Raw genomic sequence first — 15,218 nt, 5'->3', positions numbered from 1 at the left:
GCCTATGCGCAGCACGAGCCCGAGCCACCAGACCCGGCCCGCAGCGTGGGAAACCGCACCCCATGATCACTTGATGCGTCGGTGGAGGGGCGGGCACCCCCCGCGGGTCCTTTGCTCTGCTTCAACCTACGCAACACCGCGCGTCCGATATTCGGACGCCGGGCGTTGCCTCGGTTGAAGCAGAGCAAAGGAGGACCCGAACATCACCAGCCCGGAGGGCTGGCGGCTCAGCGGGTCTGGTCGGGGTGCTCGCCCGGGTTGATGTGCTGGGTGCGGTCGGCGTCGGGGCCGGCCGGGCGCGGGATGGCCTGGGTGGGGTCGGCCGACGCCGGCTCGGCGGACTGGCGCGGGATCGTCTGGGTCGGGTCGGCCGACGGCGGCTGCCCGAACGGCGGCGCGGGCGGCGCCGACTGCGGGGCCGGGTTGGCCGGGGGCGCGGACTGCGGGAACGGCGGCGCGGACTGCGGAGCGGCCTGGAACGGCGGCGCGGACTGCGGGTGCGGCGGCGCGGACTGCGGGGCCTGGAACGGCGGCGACGGCTGGCCGTACTGGCCGGGGAACTGCGCCGGCGGGTAACCGCCCTGCTGGCCGGCCTGCGGGTAACCGCCCGGCTGGCCGGGAGCGGGCCATCCGCCCTGCGGCTGGCCACCGGGCTGACCCGGCGCCGGCCAACCGCCCTGCTGCTGCGGCCAACCCGGCTGCGGCTGGCCGTAGACGCCCGGCTGCGGCTTCGGCTTGGGCACGTAGTAGAACGCCCGCCAGATCGTGAAGACCACCCAGGCGGCCACCGCGAAGATCACCAGCCAGGCGAACCGGGCGAGGAGGCCGAGCAACGCGTCGAGGATCTCGGCCTCGGCGAGGCGGCCCACCGTCCAGATCAGCATGGTGAGGGTGCCGAGCACCGCGCTGACCGCGTACTCACCCAGCGCCACCTGCGTGATCAGCTTCGCCTTCGGCAGCACCGGCGCGACGTGGGTGGCCAGCAGGACGGCCAGCAGCGGCAGCGCCACCGACTCCACCCCGATGAACGAGAAGAACTGATCGCCAGCTCGGTCGGTGAAACCGCGGTAGTCGTTCGGGGTGAGCAGCCGGAGCAGCCCCACGAAGAGGAACACGGCGTTGGCGCCGAGCAGGGCGAGCGCACCCAGTTCGCGCAGTGGCTTGGTCAGCTGGCGGGCCTGCGTCGCGTCGGCGGACGCGGGCTCGGCGGGGCTGGTCACGAACTCCCCCTCGGGGCATGGACGGACAGGGCGCACGTGAGCCTAGTCTCCCCGGCCACCGGCGGACCGGAGGCGTCGCGTACGCGAGGATGGTCGACATGCGCATCGTGGTTCTGGCCGGCGGCATCGGCGGCGCCCGGTTCCTGCTCGGCGTCCGGGCGTACGCCCGCGAGGTCGGCGCCGAGGTGACCGCCGTGGTCAACGTCGGCGACGACCTGTGGCTGCACGGGTTGAAGATCTGTCCCGACCTGGACAGCGTCATGTACACCCTCGGCGGCGGCGCCGACCCCGAGCGGGGCTGGGGCCGGGTCGGCGAGAGCTGGACGGTCAAGGAGGAGCTGGCCGCGTACGGGGCGGAGCCGACCTGGTTCGGCCTTGGCGACAAGGACATCGCCACCCACCTGGTGCGCAGCACCATGCTCAACGGCGGCTACCCGCTGAGCGCGGTCACCGAGGCGTTATCGACCCGGTGGCAGCCCGGCGTACGCCTGCTGCCGGCGACCGACGACCGGCTGGAGACCCATGCGGTCGTCGACGGTGACGAGGGCCAGCGGGCGATCCACTTCCAGGAGTGGTGGGTGCGGTACCGGGCCGACATCCCCACCCACCGTTTCGTCTTCGTCGGCGCGGAGACGGCGACGCCGGCACCCGGGGTGCGGGAGGCGATCGGCGCGGCCGACCTGGTGTTGATCGCGCCGAGCAACCCGGTGGTGAGCATCGCGCCGGTGCTGGCCGTACCGGGGATGCGCGAGGCGGTGACCGACGGCCCGGCGCCGGTGGTGGGTGTCTCGCCGATCATCGGCGGCGCCCCGGTCCGGGGAATGGCCGACCGCTGTCTCGCCGTGCTCGGGGTCGAGTGCAGCGCGGCCGGGGTGGGCCGGCTCTACGGCCCTCGGGCGGCGGGTGGGCTGCTGGACGGCTGGCTGGTGGACGAGGAGGACGCCGACACGCTGGTGCCGGAGGTGACGGTCCGCGCGATGCCGCTGCGGATGACCGACGAGGCGGCGACGGCGGCGATGGTCCGCGCCGCGGTGGAGTTGACGTGAGGCTGGAGATCCTGCCGGTGCTGGGCATCGGCCATGTGACCGAGGGTGACGACCTGGCGGCGCTGATCGCCACCGCCGCGCCATGGCTGCGCGACGGCGACGTGCTGGTGGTGACCAGCAAGATCGTCTCGAAGGCGGAGGGGCGGCTGGTCGACGTCCCGGCGGACGGGCCGGAGCGGCTCGCCGCGCGCGAGGAGGTGCTGGCCGGTGAGACCGCCCGGGTGGTGGCCAGCCGGGGGCCGACCCGGATCGTGCAGACCCACCACGGCTTCGTGATGGCCTCCGCCGGGATCGACGCGTCGAACGTCGACAAGACCCGGCTGGTGCTGTTGCCGGTGGATCCGGACGCGTCGGCCCGGGAGCTGCGCGCCGCGCTCCGGGAACGGTACGACCTGGATGTCGCCGTGATCATCAGCGACACCATGGGCCGACCCTGGCGCAACGGGCTGACCGACGTGGCGCTCGGGGTGGCCGGGATGCCGGCCATCCGCGACCATCGGGGCGAGGTGGACCCGTACGGCAACGAGCTGCAACTGACCCAGATGGCGGTGGTGGACGAGCTGGCGGGCGCCGGTGAGTTGATCAAGGGCAAGTGTGACCAGGTCCCCGTGGCCGTGGTGCGCGGCTACCTCGCGGCCACCCGCGCGGACGACTCCGACGGCGCGCGGGCGCTCATCCGTGATGCCGCGCAGGACCTGTTCTCGCTGGGCACCGCTGAGGCTCGGGCGTCCGGGCTGGCCGAGGCCGCGACCCTCGCCGAGGCGATCGGCCCCGAGCCGGCCGACCCGGCCGCGGTGCGACGGGCGCTCGACGCGGTCGCCGAGGTGGTCACCCCCGGCACGGTCTTCACCCTGGTCGACGAGGCGGAGGTACGCGCCGGCCTGGTCGCCGAGGTGCCGGGCTGGCCGGCCGACGCCAGCGCGCTGGTGCTCGGCACCGCGCCGGCGCCGGTCGACCCGATGGACCTGGTCCGATTCGGCGCCGACCTGCACCGGCTGCGCGTCGCCCTGACCGCCGAGGGTGTCCGGTCGACGCTGCTGCCTCCGCCGGCCGGCAGCCCGGCCAGCGCCGCACTCGCCCTGTGACCCCACGGCCGGGCCGGACTCACGCGTCCAGGACGGCCCGGCCCAGCGGGGTCAGCGTGTGCAGCACGGTGTTGCGGTCGCGGTGACTGACGAGCAGGCCGGCGTTGCGCAGCACGGTGGCGTGCTGGCTGGCCGCCGCCGGTGAGATGTTGAGCCGGCGGGCCACCTCGCTCGTGGTGCAGCCGTCGTGGCTGGCCTCCAGCACCGCCGCCCTGGTCCGGCCGAGCAGCGCGGCCAGCGAGTCGCGGCCGGCGCTCGACGCGGCCAACGCGTCGCCGTCGGTCGCGGCGATCCCGCCCAGCCGGTCCACCGGATAGACCAGCACCGGCGGCAGCGCCGGGTCGAGCAGGGCGACCGGGGTGCCCGCGCAGAAGAACGACGGCACCAACAGCAGCCCTCGACCGTCCAGGTGCAGCTCCCGGCTGTGCGGGTAGTCGCGCACCTCCAGCACCCCGCTGTCCCAGCGCATGCGCGGGCGAAGGCTGGCCAACAGCCCTTCGACGCCGCCGTCGAGCAGGGCCCGCGCGCGGAGGGTGCGGTCCGCCGCCACCGCCGACTGGATCCGGCTCCAGTACGGGCCGATCGCGAGCGACCGGTACTGCTCCATGGACTCCGCGAGGTGGCGCAGCATCGCCCCGTCACCGCGGGCCAGCGCGGTGGCGGAGGCCGGCAGTTGGTTCTCGGCGGCCAGCAGGTTCAGATCCCGCTGGAGCAGCTGGGTCGGCGTGCTGCGAACCGCTTCCAGCCCCGCCTCGAAACCCTCGACGCTGGCGTACGGGGTGAGGAAGTCGGGGAAGTAGCCGCGCGGCGGGTTCAGGGCGAAGAGCAGTCGGAGCTGGTCGGAGGCGGCGTCCTGGCGCAGACCGCGAGTCACGGTGCGCCGCCAGGTCGACGTCAACGGATCGCGGTTGCGGCCCTGCAACACGTGCAGGCTGAGGACCAGCTCCCAGACCGGGTCGGCCGCCGGCGCCACCCGGGTCCGGAGAATGTCCTCGCCGGAAAAGTGGATCTTCAGCATGGAGCGCTCCCGTGTCGCCGGCAGAGGGATGCCGGGCGACCGTTCGACTCTACCCGGCCGGCAGTTATCTCCATCTTTAAGCCTGGGCTGAAAAACCTCGACGTCCCCGGGGCCAGTTAGGCATGCTTCCAGTGCCCGAGCACGGCACCGACACGTCATGGACGTAACCGGCGCCGGGGGCACCGGGGACCGGGGAGGGACCGGTGATCGGGCGGCACCACGAGGGTCTGCGGCCCTTGCTCCGCAGAGGTGCCGTCCGGTCATCCCATCGCCGCGGAAACGCCTGCCCCGCTCAGCCGACCCAGAGCGCGACCCGATGGTCCTCGTCCGTGACGTAGAACGGCCGTCCGTCCAGCTCGGCCAGCCCCTCGACGTGGTGAAACGGCGCCAGGTCGGCCACCGGCTCCCCGACCAGTCGGCACGAGTCGCCCGTCCGCCCCGCCGGGAACCGGAACCGCACGTGCCGGGACGTGACCGCGCCCCCGCCCGGATGGTCGTCGAGCAGCACCGACCCCTTGCCCAGCGCGTCGATCGAGCCGATCACTGCCGCGTACCCGCCGTCCGGCCTCGGCGCGATCGCCCGGAAGCCGGTCAGCTCGCCCGGCGGGGTCACCCCGGTCACCGCGTACGCCCCCAGCGCCCGGGGCCACACCGGCTCCGCGGCGAACATGCCCGGCACCCCGGACACCTCCACCAGGATCGGCTAGCGTACGGAGGGCACGCTCGTACAGTGACGGGGTGCCTGACACCGCGCTCACCGGACCCGCCGTCGACCCCACCGATCCCGCGTCGTACGCGACGCTGCACGCCGACGCCGTCGCGCTGCTGCAGGGCTGGCAGCCGACCAGCCCGGCGGCGGCCGACGCGCGGGACCGGACCCTCGCGCTGCTCACCGCCGGGCCGGTCGCGATGAGCCGGCAGCACCGCCCCGGCCATGTCACCGCGAGCGCGCTGGTGCTGGACCCGACCGGCGCACGGGTGCTGCTCTGCCTGCACGCCAAGTTCGGCCGCTGGGTGCAGCTCGGCGGGCACTGCGAACCGGTCGACCAGACCCTGGTCGGGGCAGCGCTGCGCGAGGCCACCGAGGAGTCCGGCATCGACGGGCTGCGCATCGATCCGGTGCCGATCGACATCGACGTGCACGAGGTGTTCTGCCAGGGCGGGTCGCGCCACTACGACGTCCGGTTCGCCGTGGTCGCCCCGCCCGGCGCCGTCGAGCAGGTCAGCGACGAGGCCGAGGAGCTGGGATGGTTCCCGCCCGATCGGCTGCCCGAGCCGCTGGCCGGCGGGACGGCGCAACTGGTCGAGCCGGCCCTCGCGGCCCTCAGACGTAGCCCTCTTCGCCCCGCTCCTTCAGCTCGTCGACGAGGAGCTTGACGTCCTGGGCCCGTTCACGCGGGCAGACCAGCACCGCGTCCGGAGTGTCCACCACGATCAGGTCGCGCACACCGAGGACCGCCACCAACCGGCCCGACTGCGGCACCACCACCAGATTGGCGGTGTCCCGCAGGAGCACGCCCGGCTTGGCGTCGGTGCCGAGCACCACGTTGCCCGCGTCGTCGGCGGGCAGCACGTCACCCAGGGTGTGGAAGTCACCGACGTCGTTCCAGCCAAAATCGCCCGGCACCGTGGCGACCCGACCCGCGGTGGCCGCGCCCTCCATCACCGCGTAGTCGACGGAGATCTTCGGCAGCGTCGGCCAGACCGTGCCGAGCACGTCGTCCTGCTCAGGGGTGCCCCAGGCGGTGGCGATCGCGGTGACCCCCGCGTGCAGCGCCGGCTGCTGGCGGGCCAACTCGGCGAGGAACACGTCCACCCGCCAGACGAACATGCTCGCGTTCCACAGGTGCCGGCCCGAGCGGACGTACGCCTCGGCGACCTCGGCGGCCGGCTTCTCCTTGAACTCGGCCACCTGGCGCCACGGCGTGCCCTCGGTCTCGTCGCCGGTCTCCAGGTAGCCGTAGCCGGTCTCCGGCCGGGTCGGGGTGATCCCGACCGTCATCAGCATGCCCTGCTCGGCCCCCCGGACCGCCTCCCGCACCGTGCGCACCCAGCTGTCCGGGTCGCGGATCAGGTGGTCGGCCGCGAAGCTCCCCATGACCGCGTCCGGGTCACGCTGCGCGATCACCGCCGCGGCCAGCGCGATCGCCGCGCAGGAATCCCGGGGGGACGGCTCGACCAGGATGTTCTCCTCCGGCAGCCCGGTCAGCTGCCGGGCGACCGCCGCGACGTGCGCGGCGCCGGTGACCACGAGGGTCCGATCCGGTGTGGTCAGCGGCGCGAGCCGCTCCACGGTCGCCTGGAGCAGCGAGGCGCTGGTACCGGTCAGCGGGTGGAGGAACTTGGGGTGGCCGGCGCGGGACAACGGCCACAACCTTGTGCCGCTGCCACCTGCCGGGATGACCGCATAAAGCATCCGCACATCATGCCCGACGCATCCGCCCGCAGTGGCACGGGTCACCACGAGAGGCCCGAAGGGTTACGACCGGGCGCGACTCCAGGCGGCGATGTGCACCTCGGCGCTGGACTCCCAGGTGAACTCCTTGGCTCGGTCGAAGCCCGCCTTCGCCAGCGACAACCGGCGCTGCTCGTCGTCGAGCAGGGCGGCCAGGTCGGTGGCGATCTGGCCCGGGTCCTCCGAGGTGTACGCCACGGCATCGCCGCCCACCTCAGGCAGCGAGAGCCGGGGGGTGGTCAGCACCGGGGCGGCGCACGCCATCGCCTCCAGGATCGGCAGGCCAAATCCCTCGCCGTACGACGGGTAGGCCGCGACCAGCGCGCCGCCGAGGAAGCCGGGCAGGTCGGCGTAGCGCAGGTAGCCGGGGCGCAGCAGCCGCAGGTGGGACGGGACCTCGGCCACCGCCCGGTCGATGTCGTCGTCGTGCCCCTGCCCACCGGCGATCACCAGGGCCGGCGGGTCGACCCGGTCGGCCACCGCGCGGGCCCAGCCGCGGATCAGGTTGGGCACGTTCTTGCGCGGCTCCTTGGCGCCGAGGAAGGCCACGTACGTGCTGTTGCCCAGCCCCAGCCGGGCGCGCACGCGGGCCTTCTCCTCCTCGCTGGGCGCGTGGAAGGCGTCGTGGTCGACACCGTGGTAGGCCACGTCGATACGGGTCGGGTCGGCGTCGAGCAGCCGGATCAGCTCGTCCCGGGTGGCCTTGCTGGGCACGATCACCCGGTTGGCGCGGCGCATTGAGGTCTTGATGGCGCTGCGGAAGAACGTGCGGCGGGACTTGTCGTAGTGCTCCGGCTCGGTGAAGAACGTCGCGTCGTGCACGGTGACCGTGACGGGGCACCCGGCCCGCAGCGGGCAGGTGTAGAAGGGCGAGTGCAGCACGTGCGCGCCGACCTGCTGGGCGAGCAGCGGCAGGCCGGTCTGCTCCCAGGCGAGCCGGGCCGGGCGGTGCGCCACGGCGGCCGGAGCGGGGATGATCTCCGCGCCGGGCAGCATCCGGGTGTAACGCTCCAGGTCGGTGCGGAGGCTCACCACGGCCAACTCCACCCCCGACCCGCACACCTTGCCGAGGGCACCGAGCAGACCGTCGACGTATCGACCGACGCCACCACGGTCGGCGGGGACACTCGTGGCGTCGATGAGCACGCGGGGCGGGCGACCGGCGGTCACGGGGCGACTCCTTGAGGGTGGGTCTGTGGGGAACAACACTCCGGGGTAAAGCCTACGCCGGAGTACGGGGCCGACGCTGACTGCGACCCGACGGTACGCCGACTTGTCATCGTCATCGAGTACGGGCGGCGGAGGCGTATCGTTCGCGCCGATGGCCGACAACATTGCCCGGGTGTTCGCCGACGCGATCGCGACCGACCCGACCCGACCGCTACTGACCTGGTACGACGACTCCACCGGCGACCGCACCGAACTCTCCGGCGCGACCCTGGCGAACTGGGTGTCGAAGACCGCCAACCTCCTCGTCGACGAGGTCGGCCTCGCGCCGGGCACAGCGGCCGGCGTGCTGCTCCCCCCGCACTGGCAGACCGCCGCCGTCCTGCTGGGCTGCTGGGCTGCCAAGGTGACCGTCGCCGACACCCCGGGCGCGGTGGACGTTCTCTTCGCCGCCGCCGACCGGCTCGACGAAGCACAGTCCTGGCCCGCCGACGAGCGGTACGTCCTGGGCCTCGCCCCGCTCGCCGTCCCGCTGCGGCAGGTGCCGCCCGGCTTCGCCGACTACGTGGTCGAGGTACGCGGGCACGGCGACCACTTCACCCCGCAGTCCGGTCCCGGCCCCGCCGACGCGCACCTGCTGGCCCGCGCCGAGGCCCGCGCCGACGAGCTGGGCATCGAGCGTGGGGCACGTGTCCTGGTCGACGCCAGCCGCTACCCGGATCCGGTCGACTGGCTCCTGGCCCCGCTGACCCGGGCCGCCACAGTCGTCCTGTGCGCCAACCTGGCCCCGGCCAACCTCCCCACCCGCCTGACCACGGAGAAGGTCACGCACGCTCTCCCGTGACCCACCCGCCGGCGCCCCGGTGGCGCGGCAGCGCGGCACCACGGGGATCCCCGGGTGGGCGCCCGGCACGGCCAAGGGCCGGTGGGTACGCGCCCGTCCTTTGCTCTGCTTCAACCGGCGCAACAGAAAGCGGCCCGGACTGTTGCGTCCGCGTAAGCAGAGCAAAGGACGCGTATGCCGGGGCACACCCCAGTCACCACCATGCGCTCCGACGGGGCGGAGACGAGTCGCCACGCGGCCAACTGTCAGGCGGGCGTCCTGTTCGCTGGGCGGCGTTGGGCCAGGGCGGCGAACGCGGTCAGCGAATCCGGGTTCACCAGGGCGCCCTTGGCCGCGGCCTGGTCGACCGGGGTGCCGGTGAGGATCTTCTTGACCGGCACCTCCAGCTTCTTCGCCGAGAGGGTGCGGGGCACGGCGCGTACCTGGTGGATCTCGTCGGGCACGTGCCGGGGTGAGAGGGCGGTCCGCAGCTCGCGGCAGATCTTCTTCCGCAGCGCGTCGTCCAGCGTCAGCCCGTCGGCCAGCACCACGAAGAGCAGCAGTTCACCGGCGCCGCCCTCGTCGTCCTCCAGGTGCACCACCACCGAGTCGACGACCTCGTCGAGGCCCTCGACCACCGAGTAGAACTCGGCGGTGCCGAGCCGCACCCCGCCACGGTTGAGGGTGGCGTCGGAGCGCCCGGTGATCACGCAGCCGCCCCGGGAGTTGATGGTGATCCAGTCACCGTGCCGCCAGACGCCCGGGTAGACGGAGAAGTACGCCTCGGCGTAGCGGGTGCCGTCCGGGTCGTTCCAGAAGCCCACCGGCATGCTCGGCATCGGCTCGGTGATCACCAGCTCGCCCAGCTCGCCGATCACCGGGGTGCCGTCGGCCGAGCGGGCCTCCACCTTGGCGCCCAGCGCGCGGCAGGCGATCTCACCGGCGTACACCGGCAGCAGCGGCACCCCGCCGACGAAGCCCGTGCACACGTCGGTGCCGCCCGACAGCGACTGGAGCTGCACCTGGTCGCCGACGGTCTCGTACACCCATTTGAAGCCCTCGGCGGGCAGCGGCGCACCGGTGGAACCGACACCGCGCAGCGCGGACAGGTCGGCGACCTCGCGGGGCACCAGGCCGGCCTTGCGGCAGGCCAGCAGGAACGGCGCCGAGGTGCCGAAGTACGTGGTGTTGGTCTCGGCCGCCAGCCGCCACAGCGCGCCGAGGTCGGGCTCGGCCGGCTGGCCGGGCTCCGCCCGGACCCCCGGGTTGCCGTCGAACAGCACGATGGCCGCGCCCACCGCCGGCCCGGAGACCAGGAAGTTCCACATCATCCAGCCGGTGGTGGTGAACCAGAAGAAGCGGTCGGCCGGGCCGAGGTCGTGGTGCAGGGCGAGCATCTTCAGGTGTTCCAGCAGGATGCCGCCGTGGCCGTGCACGATCGGCTTCGGCAGGCCGGTGGTGCCCGAGGAGTAGAGCACGTACAGCGGGTGGTCGAACGGCACCGGCGTGAACGTCGACGGCTCGTCGGTGGGCGCGGCCAGCTCCGCCCAGCTCAGCGCGCCCTCGGGCGCGGAGCCCGTCGGGTCGAGGTAGCCGATGCTCACGGTGTGGCGCAGCGACGGCAGGGCCGCCCGGATCGCGGCGACCTCGGCGCGGCGGTCCACCGGCTTGTCGCCGTAGCGGTAGCCGTCCACGGCGACCAGCACGGTCGGCTCGATCTGCTGCCACCGGTCCGTGACGCTGCGCGTGCCGAACTCCGGCGCGCAGGACGAGAAGATGGCCCCCAGGCTGGCGGTGGCCAGCAGCAGGACGTACGTCTCGGGAATGTTGGGGGCGTACGCCGCCACCCGGTCCCCGGCGGTGACGCCGAGGCGGCGCAGACCGGCCGACACCCGGCGGACCTGCTCGCGCAGCTCCCCGGCGGTGAGGGTGACCGGCCCCCGGGTCTGGCTGTGCGCGATGACCACGGGGTCGTCGTCGGCGCGGCCCGGCATCCGCAGCACGTTCTCGGCGTAGTTGAGGGTGGCGCCCGGGAACCAGCGGGCCCCGGGCATCCCCCGCTCGGCCAGGGTGGCGGTCGGCGGGGTGTGCGCGATCACCTCGAAGTGGTCCCAGATCGAGCGCCAGAACGCGTCCAGGTCGGTGACCGACCACCGCCACAGCGCGTCGTAGTCGGCGAAGTCCAGCCCGCGGTGCTCCCGCAGCCAGCGCAGGTAGTCGCCGATCCGGGACCGCTCCAGCACGTCCGCCGGCGGCGTCCACAGCACGTCACCCACTGCTCCACCCTCCCCTGGCCCCGCACGACACTGTGAATGGGCCGTGGCGCCATCTTGCCCTACCTCGAAGCGCCATTCTGCGCACCGGGTACGCCGATCGACGCGTGCCCGGCCCACACTCCAGCCCACCCACCCATGTGGTTCAGCCCGCCCGGTGCGCCTGGATGGCCCGGCGGCGGGCCAGGCGGTGTGCACGCCGGATCTCGGCCTCCCGGTACCGGCGCTCGTCCTCCGGCGTCTCCGGCAGCACCGGACGGACCATGCGCGGCGCACCGCCGACGTCCACCCCGACGAAGACCAGGTACGCCGTGGCCACCCGCACCGGCGCGTCCTCGGCCGAGTCCCACCGCTCGGCGACCACCCGCACGCCCACCTCCATCGACGTCTGCCCGGTCCAGTTCACCTGGGCGTGCGCGTGCACCAGGTCACCGACCCGCACGGCCTCGGAGAAGACGATCTCGTCGATCGCCGCGGTGACCGCCGTTCCGCCGCTGTGCCGGGCGGCGGCGGCGCCCGCCACGTCGTCGACGAACTTCATCAGGACCCCGCCGTGAACGGTTCCGTAGAGGTTCACGTCCACCGCAGTCATGATCTTGCTGAGGGTGACGCGCGAGTACGACGTCGGCTTGCCGGTCGGAGCGGCGGAGAGGTGCTCGGTCATGCCGGAAACGGTACGGTGCGCGGATGCGACATCTCTGGAGCTTCCTCGCCGGGTTGGTGGTGGCACCCATCACGTGGGCGCTTGTCACACTCGGGCAGGACGGGTCGAGCCGGACGGTCGACCGCTGGGTGGAGATCGGCACCTTCAACACCGCCAACCTGATCGAGCCGGCCGTGTACCTCGGTGTCGGCGGTGTCCTGCTCGGGCTGCTCGGCACACTGCGCTTCTCACCGGCGGGCCCGCTGGTGGCCGGGCTGCTGCTGGTCACCCCGTACGTCGGGATGTTCGTGGCGCCGTTCGAGGTGCGCGACGCGATCCCGCAGGGGTGGAAGGTGCTCGGTGACCCGCTGCCGCTGGCGCTGCCGGTGCAGAACGGCACGCTCTTCCTGATCGGCCTGCTGCTGCTCATGGCGACGTTCAGCGGTCAACGCTGGCGGCAGTGGCCGCAGGCCGCCACCGCGCCGGCCCTGACGCCGGCGCCGGCGGACGGCCCGCGCGGCGACGACTTCACCCTCACCGACTGGCCGTCGCCCGAGCCCGCGGAGCGCGACACCGCCCCGCTGACCCTGGGTTACCCGGCCGATCCGACGCCGACCGAGCCGCTGCCCCGCCGGGTGGGCGGCGAATCGCCGTGGTCCGCCCCGCCGCGCGGCCAGTCGCGCCCCGAGGACACCACCGAGATCCGTTGATCGTCGGGCGGGCCGGCAGGCCCGGCCCGCCCGACCAGACCCGCCGCGCGAGGGGCGCGAGTCGCGCTAGTGCACGGCGACGGCCAGGTCCGGGTCGACCGCGCCGAGGGTGGCGCGGGGCACGACCAGGACCATGACCGCCAGCGCCGCGGCCATGCCGCCCGCGATGACGATCGCCATCGGTACGCTCCCCGTGCCGAACAGGCCGGCCAGGGGCGCCGACAACGCGCCGACGCCGAACTGCACGGCCCCGAGCAGCGCCGCGGCTGTGCCGGCGGCCTCGCTGTGCCGGCTCATGGCCAGCGCCGGAGCGTTCGGCAGGGCCAGGCCCGCCGCGGCCAGCACGAGCCACAGCGACGCGAGCAGGGTGCCGAGGCCACCGACGCCGGTGGCGGCGAACACGACCAGCAGCAGCCCGGCGGCCGTTCCGGCGATCAGCGCGCTGATGAGGATCTGCTGCGGGGTGTAGCGCCGCAGCAGCCGGATGTTGAACTGGGTGGCGCCGATCAGGCCGACGGCACCGGCCCCGAAGGCCAGGCCGAACTGCTGCTCGTCGAGGCCGTACTCCCGCTGGAGCACGAAGGACGACCCGGAGACGTACGCGAACAGCGACGCCATGGCCAGCCCGGCGACGAGCACCAGGCCGACGAAGGCCCGGTCGTTGAGCAGCCCCCGGTAGTCGCGCAGGGTCGCCGCCACTCCGCCGTGCCGGCGGCGTGCCACCGCGAGGGTCTCCGGAAGCTGCAACGCCGCGATGACGATCAGCAACGCGCCCAGCACGGCCAGCGCCGCGAAGACGCCCCGCCACTCGGTCCAGCGCAGCAGCCCGCTGCCCAGCGTCGGCGCGAGGATCGGCGCCAGCCCCATGACCAGCATCAACCGGGAGAAGATCCGCGCGAACGAGGCGCCGCTGAACAGGTCGCGGACGACGGCCGTGGCGACCACGGTGGCGGCCGCCACGCCGAGGCCCTGCAGGACGCGCAGCACGCCGAGCACGGCGATGTTGGGCGCGAAGACGCACAGCACGGAGGCCACGATGTGCACGGCGAGCCCGGCGAGCAGCGGCAGACGCCGCCCGACCACGTCGGAGAGCGGCCCGATCAGCAACTGGCCCAGCGCGAGGCCGAGCAGCGTGCCGGTCAGCGTCAACTGCACGGCCGTCTCGGTGGTCTGCAGGCCGGCCGTGATGGCGGGCAGCGCCGGCAGGTACATGTCGATGGTCAGGGGGCCGATCGCGATCAACGCGCCGAGCACCAGCACGAGCCGCGCCCGCTGGCGGTTGGTCATCAGGTCGCCGGGCAGCACATCCTGCTCGGGGGCGGTCTTCTCCACCAGCTGCTTCATCATCTCGATCTCTCTGCGGAGGGTCGTGCGTCGTGGGGCGAGCGGTGGGGGATCGTGTTCGGTGATTCTCACTTGGCGACAACGTCGCAGACCCCTGTGACATCGCCACTGTGTGGGGGCTCACGCAGACGACGACAGCCCCACCGCCGGCGGGCGGTGGGGCTGTCGGGGTCGATCAGGCGGCGGTCAGACGACGCCGGCCAGCAACTGCCGGGCCATGACGATGCGCTGCACCTGGTTGGTGCCCTCGTAGATCTGGGTGATCTTGGCGTCGCGCATCATCCGCTCGACCGGGTAGTCGCGGGTGTAGCCGTAGCCGCCGAGCAGCTGCACCGCGTCGGTGGTGATCTCCATGGCGGCGTCGGAGGCGAAGCACTTGGCCGCCGCGCCGAAGTAGGTCAGGTCGGCGTCGCCCCGCTCGGACTTGCCGGCGGCGGCGTACGTGAGCTGCCGCGCCGCCTCCAGCTTCATGCCCATGTCGGCGAGCATGAACTGGATGCCCTGGAACTCGGCGACCGCCTTGCCGAACTGGCGGCGCTCGGCCACGTACCCCTTGGCGTAGTCGAGCGCGCCCTGCGCGATCCCGACGGCCTGCGCGGCGATGGTGACCCGGGTGTGGTCCAGGGTCTTCATGGCGGTGGCGAAGCCGGTGCCCTCGGCGCCGATCATCCGGTCGGCGGGGATTCGCACGTTGTCCAGGTAGACCTCGCGGGTCGGCGAGCCCTTGATGCCGAGCTTCTTCTCCGGAGCGCCGAAGCTCACCCCGGCGTCGGACTTCTCGACCACGAAGGCCGAGATGCCCCGGGAACGGGCGGCGGGGTCGGTGACGGCGAAGACGGTGTAGAACTCGGAGACGCCGGCGTTGGTGATCCACCGCTTCACGCCGTTGAGCACCCAGTGATCCCCGTCACGCACCGCCCGGGTCGTCATCGACGCCGCGTCGCTGCCCGCCTCCGGCTCGGAGAGGCAGTACGAGAACATGGCGTCGCCCGCCGCGACCGGGGTCAGGTAGCGGCGCTTGAGCTCCTCGGAACCGGACAGCAGCAGCGGCATCGTGCCGAGCTTGTTCACCGCCGGGATCAGCGACGAGGACGCGCAGGCGCGCGCCACCTCCTCGATCACGATGGCGGTGGCCAGCGCGTCCGCGCCCGCGCCGCCGTACTCCTCGGGGATGTGCGGCGCGTGGAAATCGGCTGCCCGCAGCGCGTCGTAGGACGCCTTCGGGAACTCCCCGGTCTCGTCGGCCTCGGCGGCGTGCGGAGCCACCTTGGCGGCACAGACCTCACGGACCGCCTGCCGGATCGCCTCGTGCTCCTCGGGCAACCGGTAGACGTCGAACGACTCCCCTGCGGCCATGTCGGCCCCTCCCCTTCACCGCTATCATGCGCAGTCTGTGGCCTCCCCTGACCGCCGACCGCGCAGACTGAAGGATAG

The 15,218-nt window shown here is 73.2% G+C and carries 13 protein-coding genes and 1 pseudogene; 5 read left to right on the top strand and 9 right to left on the bottom strand.

Features of this window, described 5'->3' with window-relative positions:
- Positions 1 to 227: 227 nt before the first annotated feature.
- Positions 228 to 1,220, bottom strand: a complete 993-nt coding sequence (locus ABZU46_RS01810) for a hypothetical protein (RefSeq protein WP_354854240.1) — start codon at positions 1,218 to 1,220, stop codon at positions 228 to 230.
- A 98-nt stretch (positions 1,221 to 1,318) separates the two neighbouring features.
- Between ABZU46_RS01810 and cofD the strand changes: the two genes are divergently transcribed.
- The gene (gene cofD, locus ABZU46_RS01805; RefSeq protein WP_354854238.1) at positions 1,319 to 2,266 is read left to right on the top strand and encodes a 2-phospho-L-lactate transferase; all 948 of its coding nucleotides are present in this window, start codon (positions 1,319 to 1,321) and stop codon (positions 2,264 to 2,266) included.
- Positions 2,263 to 3,351: a coenzyme F420-0:L-glutamate ligase gene (locus tag ABZU46_RS01800; protein ID WP_354854236.1), complete on the top strand. Its 1,089-nt coding sequence runs from the start codon at positions 2,263 to 2,265 to the stop codon at positions 3,349 to 3,351. Before cofD ends, ABZU46_RS01800 begins: the two co-directional genes overlap by 4 nt.
- A 19-nt stretch (positions 3,352 to 3,370) precedes the next feature.
- Here ABZU46_RS01800 and ABZU46_RS01795 read toward each other — a convergent pair whose 3' ends face one another.
- Both ABZU46_RS01795 and ABZU46_RS01790 read right to left on the bottom strand, forming a co-directional pair.
- Positions 3,371 to 4,369 carry a winged helix-turn-helix domain-containing protein gene (locus ABZU46_RS01795; RefSeq protein ID WP_354854234.1) on the bottom strand — a complete coding sequence of 333 codons (999 nt, stop codon included), beginning with the start codon at positions 4,367 to 4,369 and terminating at the stop codon, positions 3,371 to 3,373.
- A 292-nt stretch (positions 4,370 to 4,661) separates the two neighbouring features.
- Positions 4,662 to 5,072, bottom strand: a pseudogene (locus tag ABZU46_RS01790) (hypothetical protein); the annotation flags it as partial.
- Between the two features lie 98 nt (positions 5,073 to 5,170).
- On the opposite strand from ABZU46_RS01790, the gene ABZU46_RS01785 reads away from it, so the two are divergent.
- Positions 5,171 to 5,746 carry an NUDIX hydrolase gene (locus ABZU46_RS01785; RefSeq protein ID WP_354854312.1) on the top strand — a complete coding sequence of 192 codons (576 nt, stop codon included), beginning with the start codon at positions 5,171 to 5,173 and terminating at the stop codon, positions 5,744 to 5,746.
- Here the strand turns inward: ABZU46_RS01785 and ABZU46_RS01780 are convergent.
- A complete protein-coding gene (locus ABZU46_RS01780) occupies positions 5,694 to 6,785 on the bottom strand; it encodes a sugar phosphate nucleotidyltransferase (protein WP_354854232.1) in 1,092 nt (363 codons plus the stop codon). The two genes, ABZU46_RS01785 and ABZU46_RS01780, sit on opposite strands and share 53 nt — an antisense overlap.
- Before the next feature lie 63 nt (positions 6,786 to 6,848).
- The gene (locus ABZU46_RS01775) at positions 6,849 to 7,994 is read right to left on the bottom strand and encodes a glycosyltransferase family 1 protein (RefSeq protein WP_354854230.1); all 1,146 of its coding nucleotides are present in this window, start codon (positions 7,992 to 7,994) and stop codon (positions 6,849 to 6,851) included.
- Between the two features lie 151 nt (positions 7,995 to 8,145).
- Here ABZU46_RS01775 and ABZU46_RS01770 point away from each other — a divergent pair, with 151 nt between their 5' ends.
- Positions 8,146 to 8,835 carry a TIGR03089 family protein gene (locus ABZU46_RS01770; RefSeq protein ID WP_354854228.1) on the top strand — a complete coding sequence of 230 codons (690 nt, stop codon included), beginning with the start codon at positions 8,146 to 8,148 and terminating at the stop codon, positions 8,833 to 8,835.
- Positions 8,836 to 9,080: 245 nt separating this feature from the next.
- Here ABZU46_RS01770 and ABZU46_RS01765 read toward each other — a convergent pair whose 3' ends face one another.
- Entirely contained in the window at positions 9,081 to 11,090 is a 2,010-nt protein-coding gene (locus ABZU46_RS01765) for an acetoacetate--CoA ligase (protein ID WP_354854226.1), read from the bottom strand.
- A 142-nt stretch (positions 11,091 to 11,232) separates the two neighbouring features.
- On the bottom strand, positions 11,233 to 11,751 hold the full coding sequence (locus ABZU46_RS01760) for a hotdog domain-containing protein (protein ID WP_328423667.1): 519 nt from the start codon (positions 11,749 to 11,751) through the stop codon (positions 11,233 to 11,235).
- Between the two features lie 23 nt (positions 11,752 to 11,774).
- On the opposite strand from ABZU46_RS01760, the gene ABZU46_RS01755 reads away from it, so the two are divergent.
- Positions 11,775 to 12,440, top strand: coding sequence for a hypothetical protein (locus ABZU46_RS01755; protein ID WP_354854224.1), 666 nt, complete (start codon positions 11,775 to 11,777; stop codon positions 12,438 to 12,440).
- Between the two features lie 66 nt (positions 12,441 to 12,506).
- Here the strand turns inward: ABZU46_RS01755 and ABZU46_RS01750 are convergent, their stop codons facing one another.
- Positions 12,507 to 13,787, bottom strand: a complete 1,281-nt coding sequence (locus tag ABZU46_RS01750; protein ID WP_354854223.1) for a Bcr/CflA family efflux MFS transporter — start codon at positions 13,785 to 13,787, stop codon at positions 12,507 to 12,509.
- Positions 13,788 to 13,970: 183 nt separating this feature from the next.
- Complete coding sequence (locus ABZU46_RS01745) at positions 13,971 to 15,140, bottom strand: acyl-CoA dehydrogenase family protein (RefSeq protein WP_354854221.1); 1,170 nt, start codon at positions 15,138 to 15,140, stop codon at positions 13,971 to 13,973.
- Between the last annotated feature and the right edge of the window lie 78 nt (positions 15,141 to 15,218).

Source organism: Micromonospora sp. NPDC005197 (genome assembly GCF_040608295.1).
Classification (GTDB): domain Bacteria; phylum Actinomycetota; class Actinomycetes; order Mycobacteriales; family Micromonosporaceae; genus Micromonospora.
Note: the sequence above shows the minus strand (reverse complement) of the source record. Positions and strands in the feature narration are given on the sequence as shown.

Bases quoted from the DNA above. Each gene is read 5' to 3' on its own strand.
- cofD (WP_354854238.1), top strand. From the start codon at position 1,319: ATGCGCATCGTGGTTCTGGCCGGCGGCATCGGCGGCGCCCGGTTCCTG.
- ABZU46_RS01795 (WP_354854234.1), bottom strand. From the start codon at position 4,369: ATGCTGAAGATCCACTTTTCCGGCGAGGACATTCTCCGGACCCGGGTG.
- ABZU46_RS01780 (WP_354854232.1), bottom strand. From the start codon at position 6,785: ATGCTTTATGCGGTCATCCCGGCAGGTGGCAGCGGCACAAGGTTGTGG.
- ABZU46_RS01770 (WP_354854228.1), top strand. From the start codon at position 8,146: ATGGCCGACAACATTGCCCGGGTGTTCGCCGACGCGATCGCGACCGAC.
- ABZU46_RS01760 (WP_328423667.1), bottom strand. From the start codon at position 11,751: ATGACCGAGCACCTCTCCGCCGCTCCGACCGGCAAGCCGACGTCGTAC.
- ABZU46_RS01755 (WP_354854224.1), top strand. From the start codon at position 11,775: ATGCGACATCTCTGGAGCTTCCTCGCCGGGTTGGTGGTGGCACCCATC.
- ABZU46_RS01750 (WP_354854223.1), bottom strand. From the start codon at position 13,787: ATGATGAAGCAGCTGGTGGAGAAGACCGCCCCCGAGCAGGATGTGCTG.
- ABZU46_RS01745 (WP_354854221.1), bottom strand. From the start codon at position 15,140: ATGGCCGCAGGGGAGTCGTTCGACGTCTACCGGTTGCCCGAGGAGCAC.